21 protein-coding genes and 1 pseudogene are annotated in these 24,345 nt (G+C 69.9%); 9 read left to right on the top strand and 13 right to left on the bottom strand.

The features are described from left to right. Position 1: 1 nt before the first annotated feature. On the bottom strand, positions 2–1,522 hold the full coding sequence (locus EV380_RS14125; RefSeq protein WP_165391975.1) for an arylsulfotransferase family protein: 1,521 nt from the start codon (positions 1,520–1,522) through the stop codon (positions 2–4). 240 nt (positions 1,523–1,762) lie between these two features. Here EV380_RS14125 and EV380_RS14120 point away from each other — a divergent pair, with 240 nt between their 5' ends. Further along, positions 1,763–2,551 carry a MerR family transcriptional regulator gene (locus EV380_RS14120; RefSeq protein ID WP_130451668.1) on the top strand — a complete coding sequence of 263 codons (789 nt, stop codon included), beginning with the start codon at positions 1,763–1,765 and terminating at the stop codon, positions 2,549–2,551. On the opposite strand, the gene EV380_RS14115 is transcribed toward EV380_RS14120, so the two are convergent. Then, positions 2,548–3,360 (bottom strand): HAD family hydrolase, encoded by an 813-nt coding sequence (locus tag EV380_RS14115; protein ID WP_242607642.1) that lies wholly within the window; start codon positions 3,358–3,360, stop codon positions 2,548–2,550. The two genes, EV380_RS14120 and EV380_RS14115, sit on opposite strands and share 4 nt — an antisense overlap. A gap of 164 nt (positions 3,361–3,524) precedes the next feature. Between EV380_RS14115 and EV380_RS14110 the strand changes: the two genes are divergently transcribed. Beyond that, positions 3,525–5,318 (top strand): choice-of-anchor I family protein, encoded by a 1,794-nt coding sequence (locus EV380_RS14110; RefSeq protein ID WP_242607641.1) that lies wholly within the window; start codon positions 3,525–3,527, stop codon positions 5,316–5,318. Positions 5,319–5,334: 16 nt separating this feature from the next. On the opposite strand, the gene EV380_RS14105 is transcribed toward EV380_RS14110, so the two are convergent. The 5 genes and pseudogenes from EV380_RS14105 to gabT all read right to left on the bottom strand — a co-directional run bounded on the left by EV380_RS14105 (position 5,335) and on the right by gabT (position 12,077). Further along, positions 5,335–6,876: an APC family permease gene (locus tag EV380_RS14105; RefSeq protein ID WP_130451667.1), complete on the bottom strand. Its 1,542-nt coding sequence runs from the start codon at positions 6,874–6,876 to the stop codon at positions 5,335–5,337. Beyond that, complete coding sequence (locus tag EV380_RS14100; protein ID WP_130451666.1) at positions 6,873–7,715, bottom strand: universal stress protein; 843 nt, start codon at positions 7,713–7,715, stop codon at positions 6,873–6,875. Before EV380_RS14100 ends, EV380_RS14105 begins: the two co-directional genes overlap by 4 nt. 97 nt (positions 7,716–7,812) lie before the next feature. Next, positions 7,813–9,180, bottom strand: a pseudogene (locus tag EV380_RS14095) (flavin monoamine oxidase family protein); the annotation flags it as partial. A gap of 60 nt (positions 9,181–9,240) precedes the next feature. Next, positions 9,241–10,722, bottom strand: coding sequence for an NAD-dependent succinate-semialdehyde dehydrogenase (locus EV380_RS14090; protein WP_130451664.1), 1,482 nt, complete (start codon positions 10,720–10,722; stop codon positions 9,241–9,243). Continuing rightward, positions 10,719–12,077 (bottom strand): 4-aminobutyrate--2-oxoglutarate transaminase, encoded by a 1,359-nt coding sequence (gabT, locus tag EV380_RS14085; RefSeq protein ID WP_102159181.1) that lies wholly within the window; start codon positions 12,075–12,077, stop codon positions 10,719–10,721. The genes EV380_RS14090 and gabT overlap by 4 nt, the downstream gene beginning before the upstream one ends. A gap of 162 nt (positions 12,078–12,239) precedes the next feature. Here gabT and EV380_RS14080 point away from each other — a divergent pair, with 162 nt between their 5' ends. Then, positions 12,240–13,781: a PucR family transcriptional regulator gene (locus tag EV380_RS14080; protein ID WP_130451663.1), complete on the top strand. Its 1,542-nt coding sequence runs from the start codon at positions 12,240–12,242 to the stop codon at positions 13,779–13,781. 155 nt (positions 13,782–13,936) lie between these two features. On the opposite strand, the gene serS is transcribed toward EV380_RS14080, so the two are convergent. Further along, positions 13,937–15,223, bottom strand: coding sequence for a serine--tRNA ligase (gene serS / locus EV380_RS14075; protein WP_130451662.1), 1,287 nt, complete (start codon positions 15,221–15,223; stop codon positions 13,937–13,939). Positions 15,224–15,261: 38 nt separating this feature from the next. On the opposite strand from serS, the gene EV380_RS14070 reads away from it, so the two are divergent. Beyond that, positions 15,262–16,299 (top strand): diacylglycerol/lipid kinase family protein, encoded by a 1,038-nt coding sequence (locus EV380_RS14070; protein ID WP_130451661.1) that lies wholly within the window; start codon positions 15,262–15,264, stop codon positions 16,297–16,299. Positions 16,300–16,344: 45 nt separating this feature from the next. Here EV380_RS14070 and EV380_RS14065 read toward each other — a convergent pair whose 3' ends face one another. The 3 genes from EV380_RS14065 to EV380_RS14055 form a co-directional block, all read right to left on the bottom strand. After that, positions 16,345–16,746, bottom strand: a complete 402-nt coding sequence (locus tag EV380_RS14065) for a hypothetical protein (protein ID WP_130451660.1) — start codon at positions 16,744–16,746, stop codon at positions 16,345–16,347. A gap of 166 nt (positions 16,747–16,912) precedes the next feature. Then, a complete protein-coding gene (pheA, locus tag EV380_RS14060) occupies positions 16,913–17,848 on the bottom strand; it encodes a prephenate dehydratase (protein WP_130451659.1) in 936 nt (311 codons plus the stop codon). A gap of 38 nt (positions 17,849–17,886) precedes the next feature. Next, positions 17,887–18,213: a rhodanese-like domain-containing protein gene (locus EV380_RS14055; protein ID WP_102159175.1), complete on the bottom strand. Its 327-nt coding sequence runs from the start codon at positions 18,211–18,213 to the stop codon at positions 17,887–17,889. Positions 18,214–18,376: 163 nt separating this feature from the next. Here EV380_RS14055 and EV380_RS14050 point away from each other — a divergent pair, with 163 nt between their 5' ends. The 4 genes from EV380_RS14050 (at position 18,377) to EV380_RS14035 (ending at position 22,223) form a co-directional block, all read left to right on the top strand. Further along, positions 18,377–19,936 (top strand): amidase, encoded by a 1,560-nt coding sequence (locus EV380_RS14050; RefSeq protein WP_130451658.1) that lies wholly within the window; start codon positions 18,377–18,379, stop codon positions 19,934–19,936. After that, positions 19,933–20,229 carry a hypothetical protein gene (locus EV380_RS14045; protein WP_130451657.1) on the top strand — a complete coding sequence of 99 codons (297 nt, stop codon included), beginning with the start codon at positions 19,933–19,935 and terminating at the stop codon, positions 20,227–20,229. Before EV380_RS14050 ends, EV380_RS14045 begins: the two co-directional genes overlap by 4 nt. Before the next feature lie 22 nt (positions 20,230–20,251). Continuing rightward, positions 20,252–20,659: a hypothetical protein gene (locus EV380_RS14040; RefSeq protein WP_130451656.1), complete on the top strand. Its 408-nt coding sequence runs from the start codon at positions 20,252–20,254 to the stop codon at positions 20,657–20,659. Between the two features lie 94 nt (positions 20,660–20,753). After that, entirely contained in the window at positions 20,754–22,223 is a 1,470-nt protein-coding gene (locus tag EV380_RS14035; RefSeq protein WP_130451655.1) for a peptide MFS transporter, read from the top strand. Between the two features lie 76 nt (positions 22,224–22,299). On the opposite strand, the gene EV380_RS14030 is transcribed toward EV380_RS14035, so the two are convergent. After that, positions 22,300–22,692 (bottom strand): hypothetical protein, encoded by a 393-nt coding sequence (locus tag EV380_RS14030; RefSeq protein ID WP_130451654.1) that lies wholly within the window; start codon positions 22,690–22,692, stop codon positions 22,300–22,302. 210 nt (positions 22,693–22,902) lie between these two features. Between EV380_RS14030 and EV380_RS14025 the strand changes: the two genes are divergently transcribed. After that, on the top strand, positions 22,903–23,670 hold the full coding sequence (locus tag EV380_RS14025) for an HNH endonuclease family protein (RefSeq protein WP_242607640.1): 768 nt from the start codon (positions 22,903–22,905) through the stop codon (positions 23,668–23,670). Positions 23,671–23,678: 8 nt separating this feature from the next. Here EV380_RS14025 and EV380_RS14020 read toward each other — a convergent pair whose 3' ends face one another. Next, positions 23,679–24,311 carry an RraA family protein gene (locus tag EV380_RS14020; RefSeq protein ID WP_130451652.1) on the bottom strand — a complete coding sequence of 211 codons (633 nt, stop codon included), beginning with the start codon at positions 24,309–24,311 and terminating at the stop codon, positions 23,679–23,681. Between the last annotated feature and the right edge of the window lie 34 nt (positions 24,312–24,345).

The following is a 24,345-nucleotide window of genomic DNA, read 5'->3' as shown; positions in this document are numbered from 1 at the left end:
CTTATCCGTCGGGCGTAGCGGTGCCGAGGACCTCGCCGTTGACGTCCAGGGCCTCGACGGACACATAGAGCGCGCCTTCAGGCACGGGGATCGCCGTCTCGAATGACTCGCGGTCGACGACGGCCGCCTCCGTGGCGCCGGCCTCGTCCTCACCCGCGAGCAGGCGCCACTGCGCCACCTCCGTAGCGCCATTCCAGGAGACGTAGGCGGTGCGTTCGTCGTCGTCCTGCACCACCACGTCCGGCGGCGCCGCCGGGCGACCCTCCCACTCGAAGGTGTAGGCGCGATAGCTGGCGCCGCCGCCCCCGAACTCTTCACCGCGGCAGGCGTCGCCGTGGCACGCGTCGTACAGGATCTCGCCGTCGCGGGTGTACTCGGAGTAGAAGGGCTTCTGCCCCCAGCCGATCAGCATGTTGCCGCCGGGCAGTTCCTGAGCATTTGCCTGGCTCCCGGCGATCCGCTCCTCCGGCGGGAGGTATTCGGTGACCACCTCGGCGGTCATCGCGGATTCGTCCAGCGCCAGGCGCAGCCCGCGGGAGGATTCGTCGTCGTCCGCGCCGTGGGCGTGGTTGTCCAGCAGCGTCAGCGTTCCGTCCGCCGACCGCTGGGCGTCGTGCTGCCAGGTGAATTCGGCCCCCTCACCCAGCTCGAAATCGCTGGCGGACCCGCCCAGGGTCCAGACCACCCGCCCGGTGTCCCGGTCCAACTTGTAGACGGCGTTCGTGTGCCGGGCCGAGACCAGCAGGGCTCCGTCCCCATCTTCGGTGACGGAGTTGATGTGGAAGTAGTCGAACGGCTTCTCCTCGGTGCCGAGCTCGTTGAACTCCTCGTCCTTCTCCACTTCCTCCGCCTCCTCCTCCAGCTCCGCCTTCTTCTCCTGGAAGTCGACCATGGTCTCCGCCACGGGTACGTGGTCCAGGGCGCTCCACTCGAAACGCACTTCGCCGGTGGCGATGTCGATCTCCTGGATCACGGCGTCCTCAGCGTAGGCGTCGGCGGGCCCGCCCACGGAGGAGAGATCCGCCGGCACGGGCTCGTAGGCGGCGATGAGCATGGTCCCGTCGCCGGTGATGGCCGTGTCGTGGAAATCGGCGTGCCCCGGCGGCAGGGAACCACCAGTGGTGACGCGCGCGATCTCGGTGTAGGTCTCGTCGAGGATGAGGACCTCCCCATTGCCCCGGCCGCGCTCGTTGGTTCCCTCGTACATCGTGAGCACCGGCTCTCCGAGGTACTCCTGCACGCGGAGATCGAACAGGTTGTTGCCCGGCTCGTCCCCGTCGACGGCGCGCATCCAGACCAGCTGTCCGTCGGCGGCCACGATCACCGCACCATCGACCGGGGTGTCCGTCCTGAATTTCGGGGTCAGGAAGACATGGTGCTCCGAGGCACCGTCCCCGTGCCGGGTGATGCTCACTTCGGGCGGCGCGAGGTCCGGTCGGGTGACGAAGCTCTGGTGCGGGACCGGAAGCTTGTCCTCATCGTCGGCCCCATCGGCCGGACGGCAGCTAGCCAGAGACGCCATGAGCGTCCCTGCAAGGGCACCTGCGAACAGAGTGCGGAGCACTGTCGGGTGCCGTCCTGCTCGGCCTCCCATAGATCAAATCTAGGTGCCCCGGCCCTCCACGACAAGAGGTGCCGGGCGACCGGCGGCGTCCTGTAGACGACCGGTCCACGACGCGGCCTTGACCTTGACGTAACGTCAACTTCTAGCGTGGTGTGCAGCCCGCCCGAACGGGCCCGCCGCGAGGAAGGAGGGAGCGCCATGCGACACGGCGATTATGCGATCAACGAGGTCGCCCGGCTCACCGGGACGACCAGTCGCACCCTGCGCCACTACGACGACGTCGGCCTCCTGACGCCTTCGCGCGTCGGGCACAACGGGTACCGGTACTACGACGACGCGGCCCTGCTGCGCCTACAGCGGATCCTGCTGTTCAGGCAGCTCGGCCTGCCCCTGCCGGCGATCAAGGAGATCCTCGACGCGACGGGCGAAGCGCCGTCGTCGTACCCGGAACCGCAGGCGGGCGCCCTGCGCACGCACCTGACGGCGCTGCGGGGCGAGCAGGAACGGCTGGCGCGGCAGATCGCGGCGGTCGAGGACACGCTGAAAACACTGGAAGGAGGTGGCGAGCTCATGGCGGAGAACATGTTCGACGGGTTCGACCACACGGAATACAAGGACGAGGTCACCGAGCGCTGGGGCGCCGACGCGTACAAGGCGTCGGACGCCTGGTGGCGATCGATGGGCGAGGCGGAGCGCGCCGACTGGCAGGAGCGGACGGGGCAGCTCGGCGCCGACTGGGCTGCGGCGGCCGAGGCCGGGACGGAGCCGGGTTCGGATCGGGCGCAGGATCTCGCGGCCCGGCACGTCGCGTGGCTCTCCGGCATCCCGGGCACGCCCGGCGCCGGCGGCGAACCGGACACCGGGTACATCCTGGGGCTGGCCGACATGTACGTCGCGGACCCGCGGTTCGCGGCCAACTACGGCGGCGAGGCCGGCGCGAAGTTCGTGCGGGCGGCACTGACCGAGTGGGCTGCGCGGCGGAGTTAGCGCAGGGCGGCCCGGTCGTCGAGGAGTCCGTTGAGCACGATGGCCAGGCCGTCCTGCTCGACGGGGGCGGTGACCTCGTCGGCGGCTCCCTTGACCTCGTCGGGTGCCTGGCCCATGGCCACGCCGCGGTGGGCCCAGGCGAGCATCTCGATGTCGTTGCGGCCGTCGCCGGCGGCAAGGGTCGCCTCCGGGGCGACGCCGAGCTTGGCGCGCAGCGCCTCGAGGGCGGTCGCCTTGTTGATGCCCTCGGCGGCGATGTCGAGCCACGCGGTCCAACCCACGGAGTAGGTCACGCCCTCGAGCCCGAGGGTGCGGACGGCATGGCCGAACTCCTCGGCGGTCGAGTCCGTGGAGAACACCACGAGGCGCGTCGCCGTCGCGCGCATCATCTCGTTGATGCTCACGCCCTTGGCCTCGACACCGAAGCTCGCGTCCTGGAAGCGCTCGGTCGAGAGGAAATTGCCCTCATCGTCCTCGAGCGCGTACTTCGCGGTCGGCAGGGATTGCCGGATGGCCCGCAGCGCGGGGGCCGGGTCGAACGTGCGGCGGTCGATCACCTCGTACCCGTCCGGCAGGGACGTGTCGATGCGCAGGGTCACACCTCCGTTGGAGCAGACGGCGTACCCGTGCTCGACGCCGAGCAGTTCCACAATCGGAAGCGTTGCCCCGAGCGAGCGCCCGGTGGAGATCACCACGGTGTGCCCGGCGTCGACGATGGCCCGCCCGGATTCGCGTACCGCCTGACTCATGTGCCCTTCGTGATTCACGAGGGTCCCGTCGACGTCCAGGCAGATCATCTTGCTGTTCATGGATCCAGTCAACCACTGACTCGCCCGCCCCGCGATTCGAGACTGGCCGAACGCCGGAAAATCCGCGGCCGTTCACCGGCCCGTCACCTCCTGCTCGCCGGCGGACGGTTTCGGGTCCGTAGTCTCGCGGGGAACATGCCGCCGACCCAGCCCGGGAGCCCGCCGTGAACCACCCCCGTCTCACCTCCATCGGCGCCGTCGCCGCGATCGCCTGCCTTCTCGGCACGACGGCGGCCGCCGCCCCGCCCGACGCCTCACCCGCCGTCGCGGGCGCCGTCGAGCACTCGGCCGAGGGCGCGCGCCTGTCGCTCACGCCGCTCGGCTCCTACGCGACCGGGACCTTCGACACGGGGGCCGCCGAGGTTGTCGCCCACTACCCCGGCGCGCAGCGCGTGATGATCGTCAATGCGGACGCGGGCGCCGTCGAAATCCTCGACGTCGCCGACCCGGCAGACCCGCGCAAACTCTACGAGGTGTCCGCGGCCGGAGTGACCGCCGCCGACGGGTCCGTGATCCCGGCGGGCGCCGTCGCCAACTCCGTGGCGGTCCGCGGGGACGGCCTGGGCCTGGCCGCCGTCGAATCGCCGACGAAGACCGACGCCGGCTGGCTGCTGTACTTCGACGCGAACGGCGAGACGCCCACGATCCTCGGCGCCGTGCGCGTCGGCCACCTGCCCGACATGGTCGCGGTGACCGGCGACGGGAAGACCGCGCTCGTCGCCAACGAGGGCGAACCCGCCGAGGACTACAGCATCGACCCGGAGGGCACGGTCTCGATCGTGACCCTGCCGAAGACCATCGACGACGCCGTCCGCGGCAGGACGGGTGGCGGCAACGGCCTTCGCGGTGCCGTCTCCCAGCGGCAGGTCGCCGAAGCCGACTTCCACGCTTTCGAGGACTCCGTGCCGGACGGCGTGCGCATCTTCGGCGGCCGCGAGGACGCGGGGACGGGCACCCCGGAGTTCCCGGTCTCCGAGAACCTCGAGCCCGAGTACATCTCCGTCTCACCCGGCGGCGTGACCGCGTACGTCTCTCTGCAGGAGGCCAACGCCCTGGCAGTGCTGAACATCAAGTCCGGAAAGTTCACGGACCTCCTGCCGCTGGGCACCGTCGATCACAACAACGTCGCCTTCGACGCCTCCGACAAGGACGACGCGGTGAACCTGGCCACCTGGCCCGTGCAGAGCTTCCGGCAGCCGGACTCGATCGCGACGTTCCGGCGCTCCGGGACCGACTACACGGTCACGGCCAACGAAGGCGACACCCGGGACTGGGACGGCTTCTCCGAGGAGGTCCGCGTCAAGGACCTCGGCGACGACGGTCTGGCACCGGTCTGCGCGTCCGTGGCCGCCGAGGCGGGGATGGGCCTCGACGAGCTCACCTCGGATGAGAATCTGGGCCGGCTCAAGGTGACGACGGCGGATGGCCTGAGCGACGACGGCTCCTGCTTCGAGACCCTCTACGGGTTCGGTGGCCGCGGATTCTCCATCGTCGACGGAGACGGGGACCTCGTCTTCGACTCGGGTGAGGAGTTCGAGCGGATCCTCGCCGAGGCCGTGCCGGAACACTTCAACTCGAACCACGGCGAGACCAAATTCGACGCGCGCTCCGACGACAAGGGGCCCGAGCCGGAGGCCGTCGCCCTCGGCGAGGTCGACGGCCTCACGTACGCGTTCATCGGCCTCGAGCGCGTCGGTGGCGTCATGGTCTACGACGTCACCGAACCGGCGTCGAGCGAGTTCGTCACCTACGTGAACAACCGCGACTTCTCGGTCAACGCCGAGAAGGCGATTGACGACGGCGCCGACCCGGCCGAGACCCTGGCGGCCGCCGGCGACCTCGGCCCGGAGTCCATCGCGTTCATCTCGGCGGCGGACTCGTCGTCCGGGTCCCCGCTGCTCGTCGTCGGCAACGAGGTCTCCGGCTCGACGAGCATCATCGAGGTCTCCGCCCGGTAGCCCGCCGGCGGGTAGTTCAGTTCTCGGCGGCCTTCGTGAGCGTCTCGCCGCGGAAGAACGCGGGGCGCCGGACGTACTGCACGATCATCAGCGCGACGCCGAGGCCCAGCACGACCATGCCGAGCACGAATACCAGACCGACGCCGAAGATGCTCGAGCCGGAGCCGTAGGCCGGATCCATGCTGTCGATGATGGTCGTGAAGAACAGCACGATCAGGATGAGGCCGCCGATGCCCGGGCAGAGCAGCTGGAACACGAAGTTCCGCACCGAGCGGGTGTAGGTGCGGCGGAAGTACCAGACGCTCGCGAACGCCGTGATGCCGTAGTACAGGCAGATCATCATGCCGAGCGCGGTGATGGTGTCCCACAGGACGTTCTCGGAGACGAAGCGCATGACCGCGTAGAACACCGAGGCGACGACGGCGGAGACGATCGTCGCGTAACCGGGGGTGAAGAAACGCGGGCTGACGCGGGCGAACTTCGGGGAGATCGCCCCGTAGTGGCCCATGGCCAGCAGGGTGCGCGCCGGGGAGACGAACGTCGACTGCAGCGAGGCGGCCGAGCTCGAGAGCACGGCCAGCGAGACGAGCCACGCGAACGGCCCGAGCACCAGGTGCGAGAGGTGGAAGAAGACGTTCTCCTGGATGGACTCGTTGCCGAGCCCGTACTCCCCCGTGCCGACGCCCGCGAAGGCGATGAGCGACACCGACAGCAGCAGGTACAGGCCCACGATGATCAGGACCGTGAGCGTCGCGGCGCGGCCCGGCGTCGTCGCCGACCCCTCGGTCTCCTCGTTCATCGTCAGCGTGACGTCCCAGCCCCAGAAGATGAAGATCGACAGGGACAGGCCGGCCGCGACCGCGGAGAAGGAGTCGACGGCGAACGGGTTGAACCATTCGAGGGCGATCGGCTCCGGGTCGTACCCGCTGCCGTTGGCCACGTGCACGATAGCCGCGATCGCGAAAACGATGAGCACGAGGATCTGGAAGCCCACCAGCAGGTACTGGACGCGCTGGGTCGTCTGCATGTCGCGGTAGGAGATCGCCGTCGCGGCAGCCATGAAGGCCAGACACGTGATGACGTTGATGAACGGATTCGCCGCCAGATCGGCGATGCCGGCGTTACCGGAGATCTGCGCGATGAGCAGATAGAGGAAGTCGACGGCGACGCCAGCCAGGTTGGAGAGCACCAGGATGGTTGCGGCGATCAGCCCCCAGCCGCCGAGCCAGCCGATCCACGGACCGAACGCGCGCGTCGCCCACGTGAAGGACGTACCACTGTCCGGCATGGACCGGTTGAGCTCGCGGTAGCCGAAAGCCACCAGGAGCATCGGGATGAAGCCCGCCAGGATGATCGCGGGCACCTGCAGCCCGACCGCCGACGCCGTCGGCCCGATGGCCGCGGTGAACGTGTAGGCCGGGGCGATGCAGGAGACGCCGATGACGATCGCGCCGATGAGGCCGACCGATCCGGCGCTGAGGCCCTTCTTGCTCAGTCCGCCGGTCTCGCCGGACTGCTCGGAGGCGTCGGTGCGCCCTTGCGCCGTCGCATCGCTCATGATGTGGGTTCCTTGTCCTCGAAAGTCGGTTCCATGTCCCGGGGGACGATGACCAGGGGTACGGGCAGGGCCCGCAGCATTTTGCCGGCGGTGCTGCCCAGGAAGGTCCGCCCGAGGCTCGCGAGCCGGGAGGAGCCGACGAGCACGATCTCCCCGTCCTCCCACTCCACGCGACGCACGGCGTCCTCGATCCTGCGCCCCGCGGCGACGGCGACTTCGGGCGCGAGGCCGTCGGGCGACACTTCGCGCACGAAGGCACGCACCCGGTCCCCGTGCGCGGCGGCGAGGGCCTCGCCCTCCGCCTCGGAGCCGAGCGCGCGGGCGTCGAGCGTCACGAGGGAGAGGACCCGCAGGTCGGCACCGGCGCGCTGCGCCGACAGGACGCCGGCGCGCATCACGGCCTCGGCACCGGGGCGCAGCCCGACGGCGGCCGTCACCCGGCGCAGCGGGGCCGGGTCCGCATCGGCATGCCCTGCCGGAGCCACGGCAACGGGCACACGGGAGGCGTGCAGCAGGGCGTTGCTGACGCTGCCCGAGCGCTCCCGGCCTCCGACCACGATCAGGGTCGTTCCGAGATTCCGGCTCGCTCCCAGCAGCCCCGCGGCGGCCGACTCGGCGAACTCCAGGTGAGTGCTCGCGGCCACGCCCTCGGGCACGGCAGCGAGCGCCTCCGCCAGCCAGCCGGCGGCCGTGTCCCGCACGTGCCGCAGCCCGCCGGCGTCGCCCGTGACCACCATGGCGATCTCGAGCGGCGCGTCGAAGGCCTGCGCGAGCTGGGTGCCGAGCCGCAGGGCATCGGCCCCGCCGGCCGTGTGGGTGTAGCCCACGAGGATCTTCATCAGAGTCTCTTCTTCCGTGTCGTATCGGTCGCGGTCCGCGGGTGCGGGAACGACGACGCCCGGCCGGCGCGCGTGCGCCGGCCGGGCCTCGGCATCGCTAAGCGTTCAGCTCGTCGGCGATGACCGCCGCGGTCTCGCGACCGACGCGAATGGCGCCGTCGACGTGCTGGAAGCCCTCGGCGGCGAGGTCGGAGCAAGACCAGTGGATGACGCCGACCGGCGTGCGCAGATCAGCGCCGTAGCGGCTGAGGCCGCCGAGGTCGAAGCTGGCCGCGTACGCGCCGCGGGTCCACTCCTCGGTGCCCCAGTCGCTCTCGTAGTAGACCTCAGGGGTGAGCGCCTGCTCGCCGTAGTAGTGCGAGAGCGAGGTGAGGATGCGGTGCTTGCGCTCCTCCTCGCTGAGCTCGAACAGTCCGTCGGCGGTCTCGTCGGAGACGAAGCCCACGAGCGTTCCCTTGGAATCGCCGTGGTTCGTGTTGTCGTAGGCCTCGTGCACGGTCTCATACGGGCTGAACGCGGTCCCCGAGAGGCCCGCCTCGCGCCAGAACGGGCGGTCGTAGACGGCGTGCACCTTGATGACCAGGCCCAGCGAGAGGTGCTGGTGCATCTGGTGCTGACGGCGCGGCAGGGCCGGCTGGAAGTCGATGCGCGAGTACAGGTTCGGCGGCACGGCCACGATGACGCGCTTCGCCGAGACCGTCATGCCGTCGGCGACCACGGTGACAGAATCGTCGTCGTGCTCGATGCGGCGCACCGGCTGGTTCAGGAACACGTCGCCGCCGAGCTTCTCCGCGAGCGCGATCGGGACCGACTGCAGGCCGCCGACGACGCGCTTGTCGAGGATGAAATCGGAATCGACGAGGTGCGTGAAGCTGCCGGCGGAAGCGGCCATCTGGATCGCCTGCAGGGCGGAGATCGCATGGGAAGGCTTGGTCAGCATGGCCTCGGCGATGAAGAGGCCGATGTTGTCGCGTGCCTCCTGGTCCTCGGTCTGAGCCTCGAGCCACGCCTTCCAGGTGATCGTGTCGAGTTCCTTGGCGCGCGGGTGGTCCCACGGGGCGGCGATGCCGATCTCGGCGACGAGCTCGTCCAGGACGCCGATGAGGCGCTCCATCTCGCGCTGCGTCTCGGCGGAGACCGGGAAGATCTCGCCCGTGAAGGTCGTCAGGGCGCCATCGGCGTCGATGTAGACGCTGTCGCCCTCGCGGTAGCGCGAGTACGTCTCGAGTCCCAGGTCCTCGAGGGTGCCGATCAGCGCGTCCTGGTCCGGCGAGACCCACTGGCCGCCGATCTCCAGCATCGCGCCGTCGATCTCACGGGTCCAGAGGCGGCCGCCGACGCGGTCGCGGGCCTCGAGCACGGCGACGGTCTTTCCGGCCTTGACGAGTTCGTTCGCTGCGGTCAGGCCGGAGACTCCGGCACCGACGATCACAACGTCGCGGGTGATGTCAGTCATTCTTGTTCTACTCCTGAGATGGCGCGGGGCCGCCGCGGCGCGTGCGCCGGGACGGCCCCGCTTCCCGGTTCAGCTGTTCGGGATCAGCGTGTATTTGGTGGAGAGGTACTCGTGGATGCCCTCGGAGCCGCCCTCGCGGCCGATGCCGGAGGCCTTGACGCCGCCGAAGGGGGCCGCCGCGTTGGACATGACGCCGATGTTCAGGCCCATCATGCCGGTCTCCAGCGCCTCGATCATGCGCTGGCCGCGGTCCAGATCCTCGGTGAAGACGTAGGACGCCAGGCCGTACTCGGTGTCGTTGGCCAGGGCGACGCCCTCCTCCTCGGTGGAGAAGGTGGCGATCGCGAGCACGGGTCCGAAAATCTCCTCGGAGAGGATCTTCGCGTCGGCGGTGACGCCGGTGATCACGGTCGGGGCGTAGAACGTGCCCGGTCCGGGCAGCACCTCGCCCCCGGTCAGGACGGTGGCGCCGCGTTCGACGGCGTCGCCCACCAGTTCGTCCGCCTTCGCCACGGCCTTGGCGTCGATGAGCGCGCCGATCGCGACGCCCTCCTCCGTGCCGCGGCCGATCTTGAACGCGTTCACGCGCTCCGTGACGCGACGGGCGAACTCGTCGGCGACGGACTCGTGCACGATGAACCGGTTCGCAGCGGTGCACGCCTGACCGATGTTGCGGAACTTTGCGGCCATCGCGCCGTCGACCGCCTTGTCCAGGTCCGCGTCTTCGAAGACGACGAACGGGGCGTTGCCGCCGAGCTCCATCGAGGTGCGCAGAATGCCCTTGGCCGACTGCTCCATGAGCTTCTGGCCGACGCCCGTGGAACCGGTGAAGCTGAGCTTGCGCAGTCGGTCGTCCTCGATGATGCGCGAGGAGACGGCGCCTGTCTTCGTCGTCGTGACCACGTTGACGACGCCAGCCGGCACTCCGGCGTCCTCGAGCAGCTGCGCGAAGTAGAGGGTCGTCAGCGGGGTGAGCGTCGCGGGCTTGACCACCACGGTGCAGCCGGCGGCGAGCGCCGGGGCAATCTTGCGGGTCGCCATGGCCAGCGGGAAGTTCCACGGGGTGATGAGGAAGCACGGGCCGACGGGGCGCTGGGAGACGACCATCTGGCCGGTGCCCTCGGGGGTGGACCCGTAGCGGCCGCCGATGCGCACGGCCTCCTCGGAGAACCAGCGCAGGAACTCGCCGCCGTAGGTGACCTCGCCGTTGGCCTCGGCCAGCGGCTTGCCCATCTCGATCGACATGAGCAGCGCGAAGTCCTCGCGGCGCTCCTGCAGCAGATCGAAGGCGCGGCGGAGGATGTCCGAACGCTTGCGCGGGGCCGTCGCGGCCCAGGCGGCCTGCGCGGCGACGGCCGCGTCGAGGGCTGCCACGCCGTGCTCGACGTCGGCGTCGGCGATCTGCGCGATGACCTCACCCGTGGCGGGGTCCTGCACGTCGATCGTCGCCTCGGTCGCGACCCAGGCGCCGTCGATGTAGAGGCCGGTGGGCACGCGGGCGAGCAGCTCGCGCTCGGCCGCGCTCGCGGTGGTCTCGGTCGTGATGGTCATTTGGCGTTCTCCAGTGCTTCCACGACGACGTCGAGGCCCTCGTTGAGCAGGTCGATGGGGATGTTCAGCGGCGGCAGGAAACGGAAGACGTTCCCGTAAGTGCCGCACGTCAGCACGATCACGCCGGCGGCGTGGGCGGCCTTGGCGACCGTGCCGGTCAGCGCCGCGTCGGGCTCGCCGGTCTCAGCGTCGACGAGCTCGATCGCGATCATGCCGCCGCGGCCGCGGACGTCGCCGATGCGGCCGTCGCGCTGAGCCAGCTCGGTGAAGCGGCCCTTGATGGTCTTCTCGATCTCGCGGGCGGCCTCGATGAGCCCGTCCTGCTCGTAGGTCTCGATCGTGGCGAGCGCCGCGGCGCACGCGATCGGGTTGCCGCCGTAGGTGCCGCCGAGGCCGCCCGCGTGCGGGGCGTCCATGATCTCGGCGCGGCCGGTGACCGCGGAGAGCGGCAGGCCGCCGGCGATGCCCTTGGCCGTGACGATCAGGTCGGGGACGATCCCCTCGTGGTCGCACGCGAACATGGCGCCGGTGCGGGCGAAGCCCGTCTGGACCTCGTCGGCGATGAAGACGACGCCGTTGGCGGCGGCCCACTCGGTCAGGGTCGCGAGGAAGCCGTCGGCCGGGACGATGAAGCCGCCCTCGCCCTGGATCGGCTCGATCACGATGGCGGCCAGGTTCTCGGCGCCGACCTGCTTCTCGATCACGGAGATCGCGCGCTTCGCGGCCTCGGGGCCGGTCAGCTCGCCGTCCTTGTAGGGGTACGACATCGGGGCGCGGTAGACCTCGGAGGCGAACGGCCCGAAGCCGTGCTTGTACGGCATGTTCTTCGCCGTCATCGCCATCGTGAGGTTCGTGCGGCCGTGGTAGGCGTGGTCGAAGGCCACAACGGCCTGCTTCTTGGTGTACGTGCGGGCGATCTTGACCGCGTTCTCGACGGCCTCGGCACCCGAGTTGAACAGCGCGGTGCGCTTGGCGTGGTCGCCCGGGGTCAGGCGGTTCAGGGCCTCGGCGACCTCCACGTAGGAGTCGTACGGGGTGACCATGAAGCACGTGTGCGTGAACTGCTCGACCTGGCGCTGGACGGCCTCGACGACGCGCGGGGCGCTGTTGCCGACGCCGGTCACGGCGATGCCGGAGCCCAGGTCGATCAGGGAGTTGCCGTCGACGTCGACGACGACGCCGGCTCCGGCCGCCTCGGCGAACACCGGCAGAGTGGTTCCCACAGCGGCGGAAACGGAGTTCAGCTTGCGCTCCATCAGTTCGCGCGAACGCGGACCGGGGATCTCAGTGACGAGCTCGCGCTTCTGCGGCAGGGAGGGGCCGCCCTTGATGGCGGCGGTGGGAACTGCAGTCATGCTCTTGTCCCTTTCATAGCGTGGGGTGGTCGGCGCGCCGTCGGCACGTCGTCGTACTTCTTTCTTCGAGCGTAGGGTCATCCGCGCCACATTGGCAGTGCCGAATCGTCGAAAACTAACGCCGTTCTTCGACGGATCGGCAGCTCCGGCTACTCTGGTTCCATGACCGCGACGCTGCGCACCCTCATCAAGGACTCGAACCTCGGCCTGCGGCTGCGCACCCGGCCCGCAGACGACTCGTCGCTCGACGAGCCGCTGACATGGGTGGCCAGCTCCGACCTCGCGGATCCGACGCCATTCCTCAGCGCCGGCAACGCCCTGCTGACCACGGGCGCGCAGTTCCGCAGCGACGAACCCGTCCCGTACACGGAGTACGTCGCCCGCCTCCTCGAGCACGGGATCGTCGGGCTCGGCTTCGGCCTGGGGGTCCTGCGCGAAAGCGTGCCCGATCCCCTGCTTCGCGCGTGCGACGAAGCGGGCCTTCCCCTCTTCGAGGTCCCCTACCGGGTTCCGTTCCTCGCCGTGATCCACCACGTCGCCGACAGCGTCGCCGCATCCCGTCACGCGCGCGAGAACTGGGCGCTCAGCGCCCAGCGCGCCATCTCCTTCGCGGCGCTGCGCACCGACGGGCTGGAATCCTGCCTCTCCGAGCTCGCCCGCCAGCTCGGTTCGTGGGTGGCACTGTTCGACGCCGACGGCCGGCGTGCGCATCTCACCGGCCCGGGCTCCACCACCGTGGGCGAGCCGGCCCTGGCCGTGATCGTCGAATCCGAGGTCGAACGGCTGCTCGCTCGCGGCCAGCGCTCGAGCTCGACCGCCGAGCACGACGACGTCTCGCTCACCTTCCAGACCATCGGCCGCCGGGGCGAGCTGCGCGGGGTCCTGGTCCTGGGCGGTGCGCCCGGCATCGGCGGCCTCGATCAGGCCGCGCGCACGGTCGTCTCGAGCGTCATCGCGCTCGTGGGCCTGGCGCTCGAGCAGAGCCGGTCACTCACGCGTTCCCGCGCGGCACTGCGCACCGGGCTGCTGGCCGCGCTGACGGCCGGCGACGTGCGGCTCGTGAAGGACATCGCGCAGCGCATGAAGTCGCCGCTTCCCCCCGAGCCGGTGCACGTGCTGCAACTCGAGGTGCCCGAGGCCCGCCTCGACCGGCTCCGCGACTGGCTCGAGGACCGCATGAGCACTCACCCCGGAAGCCTCTTCGCCGGGCGCGAGGAGGACGGCGTCGTCGTGCTGACCGCGGAGGCGGAGACCGCGGCGACCGTGCGGCGGCTCGCCGGGACGTACGCGGATCGGGTCGGAGTCTCCGACCCGCACGCCTACGCCGATCTGTCAGCCGGACTGCGGCAGGCGCGGGCCGCGTGCGAGCGGGCCCGCGCGCGCGACGAACCGAGCGCGACGTTCTCCGAGATCGCCGCGTCGGACATGGCCGACCTGCTGCCCGAGCAGCGCGCCCGTGACGTGGCGCGCTCGCTCCTGGACCCGCTGACCCGGCACGACGACGCCAACGCGACGGACCTGACCGGGGCGCTGCGGGTGTGGCTCGAGCACAACGGCCAGTGGGAGCCGGCGGCGCGCGAGCTCGGGGTGCACCGGCACACGCTCAAGGCGCGGATCTCGCTGATCGAGCGCGTGCTGGGGCAGTCCCTGGCCGGTTTCGACGGGCGGGCGAACGTCTGGCTGGCGCTGCGGGCGCTCGACTGACGCGCCGGGCGAACACTGGACGGACGCCCGGCCGGCGACGGCTCGCGGCGGCCGGTGGACTGCCGGCGACCGGTGGCTCTGCCCGTATCGCGAAACTCTGCCGCTACAACGGCATGGTTTCGCGATAAGGGCAGAGCCGTCGGGGGCGTATCCGGCTACAGGACCGGGAGGGTCTCCAGGCCGCCCAGGTACGGGCGCAGGGCCTCGGGGACCGTGACGGAACCGTCGGCGTTCTGGTGCTGCTCGAGGATCGCGACGATCCAGCGCGTCGTGGCCAGCGTGCCGTTCAGCGTGGCCACGGGGCGCGTCTTGCCCGGCTTGCCGTCAGCGCCGACCTGGCGCTCGCGGATGTTCAGGCGGCGCGCCTGGAACGTGGTGCAGTTCGACGTCGAGGTCAGCTCGCGGTACTTGCCCTGCGTCGGGACCCAGGCCTCGCAGTCGAACTTGCGGGCCGCACTCATACCGAGGTCGCCGGCGGCCGTGTCGATCACGCGGTACGGCAGGCCGACCTTGGCGAGCATCTCCTCTTCCCAGGCGAGCATCTTCGCGTGCTCGGCCTCGGCGTTCTCGAGCGAGGTGTAGATGAACATCTCCAGCTTGTTGAACTGGTGCACGCGGATGATGCCGCGGGTGTCCTTGCCCGCCGAACCGGCCTCGCGGCGGTAACACGAGGACCAGCCGGCGTAGCGCTGCGGACCCGCGGAGAGGTCCATGATCTCGTCGGCGTGGTAGCCCGCGAGCGCCACCTCGGAGGTGCCCGTCAGGTACAGGTCGTCGCGCTCGAGGCGGTAGATCTCATCGTCGTGGGCGACATCGAAGCCGGTCCCCTGCATCGTCTCCGGGCGCACCAGGGTCGGCGTGATCATCGGCGTGAAGTCGTTCTGCAGGGCCAGGTCGAGCGCCATGTTCATGAGGGCGATCTCGAGGCGGGCGCCGACGCCCTTGAGGAAGTAGAAACGCGACCCGGAGACCTTGGCACCGCGCTCCATGTCGATCGCGCCGATCAGCTCGGCGATCTCGAGGTGGTCGCGCGGTTCGAAGCCCTCCGCGGCAAAGTCACGGGGCGTGCCGACGTGCTTGACGACGGAGAAGTCGTCCTCGCCGCCGGCCGGAACGCCCGCGGAGACCAGGTTGGGGAAGGCCCGCTGGAGGGAGCTCAGCTCGGTCTGCGCCGCGTCCGCGGCGGCTTCGGCGGCCTTGACCTGGGCGGCCAGTTCCTTAACCTCGGCCAGCAGCGCCTGCTTCTCCTCACCCTTGGCCTGGGCGACCTTCTTGCCGAAGGCCTTCTGCTCCGCACGCAGGGACTCGAAGGAGGCGATCGACTCGCGGCGGGAGACGTCCGCCGCGATGATCTGGTCCACGAGGGACTCGTCCGCACCGCGGTCACGCTGCGAGGCACGGAATACGTCTGGATTCTCTACGAGTTCTTTTACGTCGATCACACGTACAGGGTATCGAACCCGGCTACTCTGAGTGCACTATGTATCTTGAGATCCTCGCCCTTTTGCTCGTGATCGTCGCGGTGGTCGTCGCCGTCGTCGCTCTGGTCTCCGTTCGCGCCCTCAGGACCCGGCTCAGCCGCATCGAGGATGAGGCTCCGGAGACCCAACGCGACGGCGAGCGCATCGGCGTCGTCCTGAATCCTTCGAAGAAGGGCGCGGCGCTGGCACTTGACCAGCTCAACGCGGCGTGCGCGAACGCGGGCCGGCCGGCGCCCGCCGTCTATAGGACCACCGCGGAAGACCCCGGCTACGCGATGGCGCGGGCCGCGCTGGCGGACGGGTGCACCACCGTGATCGCCGGCGGCGGCGACGGCACCGTGCGCGCGGTCGCCGAGGTGATGAGCGGGCGCGAGGAGATCATGGCGCTGCTGCCGCTGGGCACGGGCAATTTGCTGGCGCGCAACCTGGACATCGAAGTCGATAACGGCGACTCATGGCTCGCGGGTGCCCTGTTCGGTACGGTTCGCAAGATCGACGCCGCCCGGGTCCGGCTCGTGCGCGACGACGGCAGCGAGGAGACGAAGGTGTTCGCGGTCATCGCGGGCATCGGGTTCGACGCCGAAATGATGGACGCGACCGATTCGGAACTCAAAGCGCGCCTCGGCGCCGTCGCTTACGCGGAGGCGGGATTCCGCAAGATGCCGGGGGCGCGCAAGGCGGTCCGGATCCGACTCGACGACGGCGAGGCGCGCGAGCTGAAGACCCGCTCCGTCATGATCGCGAACTGTGGCCGACTTCAGGGCGGCGTGCAGCTCGCCCCGGACGCGCGGATCGACGACGGCGTCCTCGACGTCGTCGTGATGAGCCCGCGATCGCTCGCCGGGTGGGGATGGATCGCCCTCAAGGGCCTGGTCCGCAGCCGCTCGTACGACCCGATCGTCAACTTCGCCCAGTGCCGGAAGATCTCGCTGATCTGCGACGAACCGATCGCCGCGCAGCTCGACGGCGACACGGACGGCTACGTGCGCGAGCTCGACGTCGAGGTGCTACCCGGGGCCCTGAGCATCCGCTGCTGAGCGGCGCGATGGGTGGGACGGGGCGCCACGGCCCGCTTCGTTCGGTCAGCTAGTGGCCGGGCTACGGCTCAAGCGCACCAACCAGACCACGAGGCCGAGGTTGACGAGGGAACCGATGTAGTCCCCGTAGCCGGGGACGGAGAGCAGCGCCAGGCTGACGATCATCGAGATCACGACTGTCCACAACCCGGCCGAGAGCAGTCTCCTCCTCAAGGTCGGGCGTGCTTCTCCCCAGAGGACTCCGGCAAGGAGGAGCCACACGCCGATCAGTGCACTCGGCGGAACCGCGAACCACGTGAAGATGGTGATGATGCCGGCGGCGATGATGTTGATCACGGCGGCAAAGAAGCCGAGGAAGATCTGACGGTCACGAAAGCCGAAGAGGATCGTCCCGGCAAGCGGGATGACAAGACAAACTTTCATGGCCGTCACCGCTGCCAAGGCCATCGGGTGACTGGAATATGCCCAATCGACCGAGAACGCGGGAACCGCTACGCCCGCAAGGCATCCGACACCGGAACTTCCCAGTAGCCATTTCGATGCGACAGTCGTCTGATCGATCGACAGGACGCGCCCTCCGCTCTGCGTCGTTAAAGGATGAGGAACGACTCCTCTAGCTGCCCGCCCCGCGGATCGACGCCACCCACTCAGCCGCCTGGGCGAACGCCTCGTCGGTGTTGTGGCGCTTGAGCGAGGGCGGATCGATCTGCGCCGGGCCGGCCGCAGGGTAGGACCCGAGGAACCGCAGGTTCGGGCTGATCCGGTGCAGGCCGGCGAGCGCGTCGGCCATGCGGGCCTCCCCGATGTGCCCGTGCGTGTCGACCGAGAAGAAGTAGTTGCCGAGGCCCTGCCCCGTGGGGCGCGACTCGATGCGGGAGAGGTTCACGCCGCGGGCGGCGAACTGTTCCAGGATCTCCATCAGCCCGCCCGGCCGGTCCTCGGGCAGGGGGATGACGACAGTCGTCTTGTCCCGGCCGGTCGGCTCCGGGATCGACCCCGGCCGACGCACCAGGACAAAGCGGGTGACCGCACCGGCGTTGTCCTCGATGCCGTGGCGCAGCACCTTCAGCGGGTTCTCCTGGGCAACGAGCGGCGAGCAGATCGCGGCGTCGACGTCGGATTTCTCGTCCAGGATCGACAGGGCCCCCGCGGCCGTCGACGAGGCCGGGATGAACTCGGCCGTCGGCATGTTCGCCTCCGACCAGCTGCGGCACTGCGCCCACGCGTGGCCGTGGGTCGCGACCGTCCTGATCTGCCCCGGCTCCTCGATCCCGTCGCGCACGACGAGGTCGAACGTGATCGGCACGAGCGCCTCAGCCACGATCTGCAGGCTTCCGCCCGTTGCGATCGAGTCCAGCGTCGCCGAGACGCCGCCCTCGACGGAGTTCTCGATCGGTACCATCGCCGCGTCAGCCGCGCCCTCGCGGACGCGGTCCAGCGCGTTGTTCACGCTCGTCGCCGGCACCCGTTCCGCCTCAGCGGCGCCGGGAACCTGCAGCAGTGCGGATTCGGTGAAGGTGCCCGCCGGGCCCAGGTACGTGAAGATCATGGTGGTCGCTTTCGTGGGCCGGTCACCCGGCGGTGGAGCTAACGAACGGTGGGTTCTTCGCCGTTCTCGCTGGTCAGGGGGAGGTCTGCCTCAAGCCAGGCGCCGGAACCGCCGGCGACGTTGAACGCGACGTAGCCGTGCGCAGTCAGGTAGGCGGCGACCTGCGCCGAGCGGCCGCCGGTCCGGCAGATGACGTAGGTGTCCGCGTCGGGGTCCAACTCCTCGAGGCGCTCCGGGATCTCGTTCATCGGAATATGCACGGCACCGGTGGCGTGACCCGCCACCCACTCGTAGTCCTCGCGGACGTCGAGTACCAGGGCACCGGTCGGGATCTCGCCGACCTCGACCGTCTCGAAGTCACTCATCACTTGCTCCTTTCGCATCGGCGCCGTCGCGATCGACGGCAGGCATGCCAGGCATGTCATGGCATGACATGGCATCCGCCCCAGCCTATAGCGGGTGCGCCTCAGGACGCGGAAGGTTTACGCTCGCACTGGACACCCGAGTACGCGAACCGACGGAGCGAACATGCACATCGAGGAATACACGGTCCGCCAGTTGCGCGAGACCGTGCTCTCGGGAGAACTCTCCGCCCGCGAGGCGGCGGCCGCCCACCTAGACCGCATTGCCGACTCCAACGCGGAGCTCGGCGCCTTCGTAAAGGTCACCGCGGATCTCGCGATGACGACGGCGGCGCGGCTGGACCGCTCGTGGGCGTCCGCTCCGGCCGCCGCCCGACGCGCCCGGCTCGGTGCCCTGCACGGGGTCCCGGTCGCCTGGAAGGACCTGTGGGATGTCGCCGGGGTGGCGACGATGCGCGGGACCGCTGCGTTCGAACCGGTCGTCGCGGAAGCGAACTCCGCTGTCGTCGACCAGATCCACGCGCACGGAGCGGTGAGTCTGGGCAAGACGCAGGTCCCGGAATTTGGCCTGGCCTGCTACTCGGAGAATCTCATCTCCCCGCCATCACGGAATCCGCTGGACCCGACGCTGACCTCGGGCGGCTCGAGCGGCGGCAGCGCGGCGGCCGTCACGGCGGGTATGCTGCCGGGCGCGATCGGATCCGACGCCGGCGGCAGCATCCGCATCCCGGCCTCGGCGTGCGGGCTGGTCGGACTCAAGCCGGGATACGGCGTCGTGCCGGCGGACCTGCGCGCGGCGCGCGCACTGGACCCGGACGCCGAGAAGCGGGCCGGGGCGTTCTACGTGACGCGCACGAACGCGCCGCGCATGGCGGTCTCCGGTCCGATCGCCCGCGACGCCGCCGACGCCGGGGCCCTGTTCGACGCCCTCATGGGCTCGAGCCGCCCCAGCGGCGCGGGCCGCTTCGAGGAGGCCGCCCTCTCTCACGACCCGGGCCGCTTCGCCCCGGTGTTGCGGGCTCAGGACGACCGGAACGATCCGGGCCCGCGGACCGGGCGCCCACTGCGCGTCGGCGTCTCGACGGCGAGCCCCTTCGAGTCCGCCTACCCGATCAGCCTCTCCCCCGAGTCCCGTGAGGCGCTTGACGCGGCCGTCACGGCCCTGGAGACGGCGGGGCACGAGGTTGAGGAGGCCCGAATGGCCTACGACCCGCGCTACCCCGACTCCTTCTACACGACCTGGACCTCGGGCCTGACGGACATTCCGCTCGGCGCGGGCGCGGAGGCCAGACTCGGCGTGCTCGCCCGCGACTTCCGCACCGCCGCCCTCGCGCGCGACGAGGCGACGACCCGCTCTGCCGCCAACATCCTGCTGGGCATCGCCCGGGACTTCCGGACGCAGTGGGGCGCGTACGACGTCGTGCTGACGCCGGCGATGGCGAGCACGCCCCCACCCGTGGGTTACTTCACCGGGGACGCGGGCGCCCCGCACGACGGCGACACCGACTACCGCCTGCAGTGCCAGTACACGCCGTTCACGTCGATGGTGAACGTCAGCCAGCTGCCGGCCATCGCGGTGCCGACGCTGACCACCGTCGCCGGGCTCTCGATGGGGGTGCAGTTCATCGGCCGCGCGGGCTCCGAGGCGCAGCTGCTCGCGCTGGCGGCCCAGCTGGAGCCGCACTTCGACGCCTCACCGTTCTCCCCGCCGATCGGGGTCGCATGAACCGGGAAACGAACAGCGGACCGGGATCCCGGGGACTGAGCGAGCTGTACCCCGACGGGTCGGGCTACTGGGCGCCATCGCCGGACGCGGTTCGCCCGCGCGTGCCGGAGTGGATGCAGGATCCGGGGATCGGCCCCGACCCCGCCGCGTACCGGGACCGCCCGCCGGGTCGGCACCCCGTCGACCGCAGCCGCGTGGTCGGCTTCGGCGCGTGGTGCGAACTCGAAGCGCCACCGCGCTTGCTCGACGCCGACGGCCGATCCCGGCAGAGCCCGGCAGAGCCCGGCCGATGACTCGCTGAGCGTCTCGATCCTGGTGTTCTGCCGACTCGACGACGGGCGTGCCGTCCTGGTCACCGAGCGCGGGTTCTCCGAGTCGGCGATCCGGGTGGCGCGGCCGGGTCCGCCCGCCGGCCCCGCCGGACGGGAGGAGCACGACGCCGCAGCGAAGTCGTCGACCACCGGCCCCACGCTGCGCGCTCTCACGTCGCCCGCGCAGATCGAAGAGGACGTGCGCGCCTGCCTCCAGCCGGACGAACGGCCCGCAGGCGAACCGAACGCGGATTCCATCGCACTCGACGACGAGCTCGCTTACGACGACTTCGCCTGGGAGGCCCGCAGGCGCGGCTTGGACGTCACCGCAGATGCCTTGCGCGGCATGGACTTCACGGTGGAGTTGAGCCCGCGGCTGCGGGAGTGGGCCGGCGAGAATCCGGGGAAATGAACTACATCATGGAGGCCCCTCACGCCGCCGGCGACACCGTGAGTCAACTCACTTAAGTATGCTGTACGTCGCATATTGGCGTTTCATTGTGTGAATGACCACTACACACGAACCGCACACCCCCGCGGTCAAGGGAGCGGAGAAGTCCTTCTTCGGACACCCTCCGATGCTGTTCAACCTCTTCACGGTTGAACTGTGGGAGCGCTTCTCCTTTTACGGAATGCAGGCCATTCTGGCCTACTACATGTATTTCTCGGTCACCGATGGTGGCCTTGGAATGGAGCAGGGCCTGGCCCTGAGTCTCGTCGGCGCCTACGGCGGCGGCGTCTACCTGAGCACGATCCTCGCCGCCTGGATCGCGGACCGGCTCCTCGGCTCGGAGCGCGTCCTCTTCTATTCGGCGATCGTCGTCATGGCCGGCCACGTGGCCTTGGCCGTACTGCCGGGCGCCGTCGGCCTGGCAGTCGGCCTGATCCTGGTCGCGCTCGGCTCCGGCGGCGTGAAGGCCGCGGCCGGATCGCTCGTCGGCGCCCTCTACACGCGTGAGGACACGCGCCGCGACGCCGGTTTCTCGATCTTCTACATGGGCGTGAACATCGGCGGCCTGGTCGGCCCGCTGCTCACCGGCGCACTGCAGGACCGCATCGGCTTCCACTTCGGCTTCGGCGCCGCGGCGGTCGGCATGGCCCTCGGTCTGGCGATCTACGTCTCCGGCCGCAAGAAGCTGCCCGAGTCGTCGCACCACGTGGCCAACCCGCTGCCGCGCGAAGCCCGCAAGAAATTCGGTCTCGGCGCCCTGCTCGGCCTGATCGTGATCGTCATCGCGTTCACCACCGGCCTCGTGAACCCGGCCAACCTGGCCAACACCATGGCGATCGCCGCGGTCGCCGCGTCCGCCCTCTACTTCGTGGTGATCCTGCGCTCCCGCAAGGTCGAAGCCGTGGAGCGCAAGCGCGTCGTCGCATTCATCCCGCTCTACATCGCCTCGGCGGCGTTCTTCGCCCTGTTCCAGCAGCAGTTCACGTTCATCGCCGTGTACTCCGAGCAGCGCCTGGACCGCCACATCTTCGGCTGGGAGATGCCGGCGAGCTGGGTGCAGTCGATCAACCCGGTGTTCATCATCATCTTCGCGGCCATCTTCGCGGCGTTCTGGACCAAGCTCGGCAACCGCCAGCCGTCCACGCCGCTGAAGTTCGGTACGGCCCTGGTGATCATCGGCATCGCCTACCTGGCGTTCATCCCGCTCGAGGCCCTGGACGCGACGCCGCTGCTGGCACTCGTCGGCATCCTGCTGCTGGTCACGTGGGCCGAGCTGTTCCTGTCGCCGATCGGGCTCTCGGTCGCGACGAAGCTCGCACCCGTCGCCTTCACGACGCAGATGCTGGCGCTGTTCTACCTGTCGATCTCGCTAGGCACCACGCTCGCGGGCATCCTGGCCGGCTTCTACACGGAGGGCAACGAGATCGCCTACTTCGTCGCCCTCGGCGGCACGTCGATCGTCCTCGGCATCGCCCTCGCGGCCGCAACGCCCGGCATCAAGAAGCTCATGTCCGGCGTGAAGTAGCCGGCACCGCCTCCTGGCTCCAGGCAGTACGACGGCGCCGCACCAGTTCCCCGTGGACCGGTGCGGCGCCGTTCGTCTATTCCTGGGAATCAGCGCGCGTCGGCCACAGCAGGGCGGCGACCTCGCGATCCGGCGCCACCACCAGGTGCAGTGCTGAGCCCACCGCACCAAGCCCGGCCAAGAGCAGCAGCAGGAAGACAGCGAACGCGCTGGTGAACCCGAAGAGCAGGACAAAGGGGAGAGCCGTGGCCGCACCCGCGCAAAGACGCGTCAGAAAACCTGAATGCAGGAGCCAGCGACCACGACTCTGGCTCCACGTGAGCGCGGCGAAAAGCGTCGCCGCGCCTGTCAACGCCTGGGCCAACGCGGCCAGCGCCGCACTGCCAACCGCACCCGAGTAGAAGATCACGGCAAAAGCGAACGACGGCAGGAAATGGCAGACGACCGCCGACAGATAGAGGATCAGCATCCCGCGGCCGCGCGCCATCGACTCCCCCGATCCCGCGCCGATCCTCCGCCGAGCGCCGCTCCCAATGTATCCCGGCCGGGACAGCGGCCCAGGGTCGGCGGGGCTCTCCCATTCCGCGGGTCCCCGCCGATAGGGTGGTGCACCGTGCCGACCGGTCTTTCTCGTGGTCGGCCCGTCATTCCAGCCCTAACTCATGGAGGCCACCCGACCGTGTCCACACGCCGCACCACCCGTCTGCTCGCCGCCCTGGCCGGCGGCGCCGTCGTCCTCTCTTCCCTCACCGGGTGCACCGCCGCGGAGAGCATCCTCTGGGACATCGTCGACGAGCTGGAGGCGACCGCGCCGGAGCCCGCACTGGAGGCCGAGAGCGACGCGAACGCGGGCTTCGCCGAGTCCGACGAGCCGCTCCTGGAGCAGCTGGCGACCATCGACGTCAAGGGGCGCGCACCGAAGACCGGATACGAACGCGACGAGTTCGGCTCCGGCTGGAAGGACCCGGACCGCAACGGCTGCGACGCGCGCAACGACATGCTGCGCCGGGACCTGAGGGACGTGGAGCTCAAGGAGGGTACGAACGGCTGCGTGGTGCTCGCGGGCACGCTGGACGACGCATTCACGGCAACCGAAATCGACTTCGTACGGGGGCCGAACAGCGGCGACGTGCAGATCGACCACCTGGTGGCGCTCTCCGACGCATGGCAGAAGGGTGCCCAGCGGCTGGACGAGGAGGAGCGGGTCCTGTTCGCGAACGACCCGCTGAACCTGCTGGCGGTCGACGGACCGTCCAACAGCTCCAAGGGCGACGCGGACGCGGCCACCTGGTTGCCGCCGAACCGCGGATTCTGGTGCGACTACGTCGCCAGGCAGACCGCGGTCAAGGCCAAGTACGAGCTGTGGATGACGGTGGCCGAACGGGACGCGATCGAGGGCGTCGTCACCGAGCGCTGCCCGGACGCGCGGGCGCTCGCGATCGACTGATCACCAGGTCAGTCGGGCAGACCCGCCGCGTCGCCCCCGGCAGCGAGCCCCGCCTCGATCTTGCGCCGGTGCGCGGCCTCCCACTCGTCGAGGCTCTGCGCGGCGTCGGCCGCCTCGCGCTCCGCCGCCGCCGCGAGCAGCTCGGCCGCGCGGTCGGCCCCCGCGACGACGATCCCCTCCTCGTCCGCCACGACGACGTCGCCGGCGCGTACCTCCACTCCGCCGACGACGGCCTCACCGGAGGCAACGACGTGCTCCTTGGTGCCCGGCTTGGGGAAGACCCCGCGCGCGAACACCGGGAAGCCCATCTCGCGAACCTCCTGCAGATCGCGGATGTTCCCGTCGACGACGAAACCGGCGATGCCACGGCGCTGGGCGACGGCGCACACGTTCCCGCCGGCGACCGCGAGCGGCGTTCCGCCTGAATCGACCACGATGACGGATCCCGGTTCGGCACGGTAGATCGCCGCGTGCATCATCAGGTTGTCGCCCGGAGCGCAGCGGACGGCGTAGACCGACCCAGTCACGCGCGGCATCGGCGACCACAGCGGGCGAATGCCCGGGTCCATGACCCGGTCCCGGTCGACGAGGTCGGCAAGCGACGTCGGCGACACGTCGGGCAGGTTCGGGCTGTTTGTCATCGGGGCTCCCTCGTCGTCGTGCGTGCGGCAGGCC

The sequence above is a fragment of the Zhihengliuella halotolerans genome, assembly GCF_004217565.1.
In the GTDB taxonomy this organism is placed as follows: Bacteria; Actinomycetota; Actinomycetes; order Actinomycetales; family Micrococcaceae; genus Zhihengliuella; species Zhihengliuella halotolerans.
Note: the sequence above shows the minus strand (reverse complement) of the source record. Positions and strands in the feature narration are given on the sequence as shown.

Bases quoted from the DNA above. Each gene is read 5' to 3' on its own strand.
- EV380_RS14020 (WP_130451652.1), bottom strand. From the start codon at position 24,311: ATGACAAACAGCCCGAACCTGCCCGACGTGTCGCCGACGTCGCTTGCC.
- pheA (WP_130451659.1), bottom strand. From the start codon at position 17,848: ATGATCTTCACGTACCTGGGCCCGGCGGGCACCTTCACCGAATCCGCA.
- EV380_RS14100 (WP_130451666.1), bottom strand. From the start codon at position 7,715: ATGAAGATCCTCGTGGGCTACACCCACACGGCCGGCGGGGCCGATGCC.
- EV380_RS14080 (WP_130451663.1), top strand. From the start codon at position 12,240: ATGACCGCGACGCTGCGCACCCTCATCAAGGACTCGAACCTCGGCCTG.
- EV380_RS14090 (WP_130451664.1), bottom strand. From the start codon at position 10,722: ATGACCATCACGACCGAGACCACCGCGAGCGCGGCCGAGCGCGAGCTG.
- EV380_RS14105 (WP_130451667.1), bottom strand. From the start codon at position 6,876: ATGAGCGATGCGACGGCGCAAGGGCGCACCGACGCCTCCGAGCAGTCC.
- EV380_RS14030 (WP_130451654.1), bottom strand. From the start codon at position 22,692: ATGCTGATCCTCTATCTGTCGGCGGTCGTCTGCCATTTCCTGCCGTCG.
- EV380_RS14055 (WP_102159175.1), bottom strand. From the start codon at position 18,213: ATGAGTGACTTCGAGACGGTCGAGGTCGGCGAGATCCCGACCGGTGCC.
- gabT (WP_102159181.1), bottom strand. From the start codon at position 12,077: ATGACTGCAGTTCCCACCGCCGCCATCAAGGGCGGCCCCTCCCTGCCG.
- EV380_RS14070 (WP_130451661.1), top strand. From the start codon at position 15,262: ATGTATCTTGAGATCCTCGCCCTTTTGCTCGTGATCGTCGCGGTGGTC.
- EV380_RS14065 (WP_130451660.1), bottom strand. From the start codon at position 16,746: ATGGCCTTGGCAGCGGTGACGGCCATGAAAGTTTGTCTTGTCATCCCG.
- EV380_RS14050 (WP_130451658.1), top strand. From the start codon at position 18,377: ATGCACATCGAGGAATACACGGTCCGCCAGTTGCGCGAGACCGTGCTC.
- EV380_RS14125 (WP_165391975.1), bottom strand. From the start codon at position 1,522: ATGGCGTCTCTGGCTAGCTGCCGTCCGGCCGATGGGGCCGACGATGAG.
- EV380_RS14045 (WP_130451657.1), top strand. From the start codon at position 19,933: ATGAACCGGGAAACGAACAGCGGACCGGGATCCCGGGGACTGAGCGAG.
- EV380_RS14035 (WP_130451655.1), top strand. From the start codon at position 20,754: ATGACCACTACACACGAACCGCACACCCCCGCGGTCAAGGGAGCGGAG.
- EV380_RS14115 (WP_242607642.1), bottom strand. From the start codon at position 3,360: ATGAACAGCAAGATGATCTGCCTGGACGTCGACGGGACCCTCGTGAAT.
- EV380_RS14120 (WP_130451668.1), top strand. From the start codon at position 1,763: ATGCGACACGGCGATTATGCGATCAACGAGGTCGCCCGGCTCACCGGG.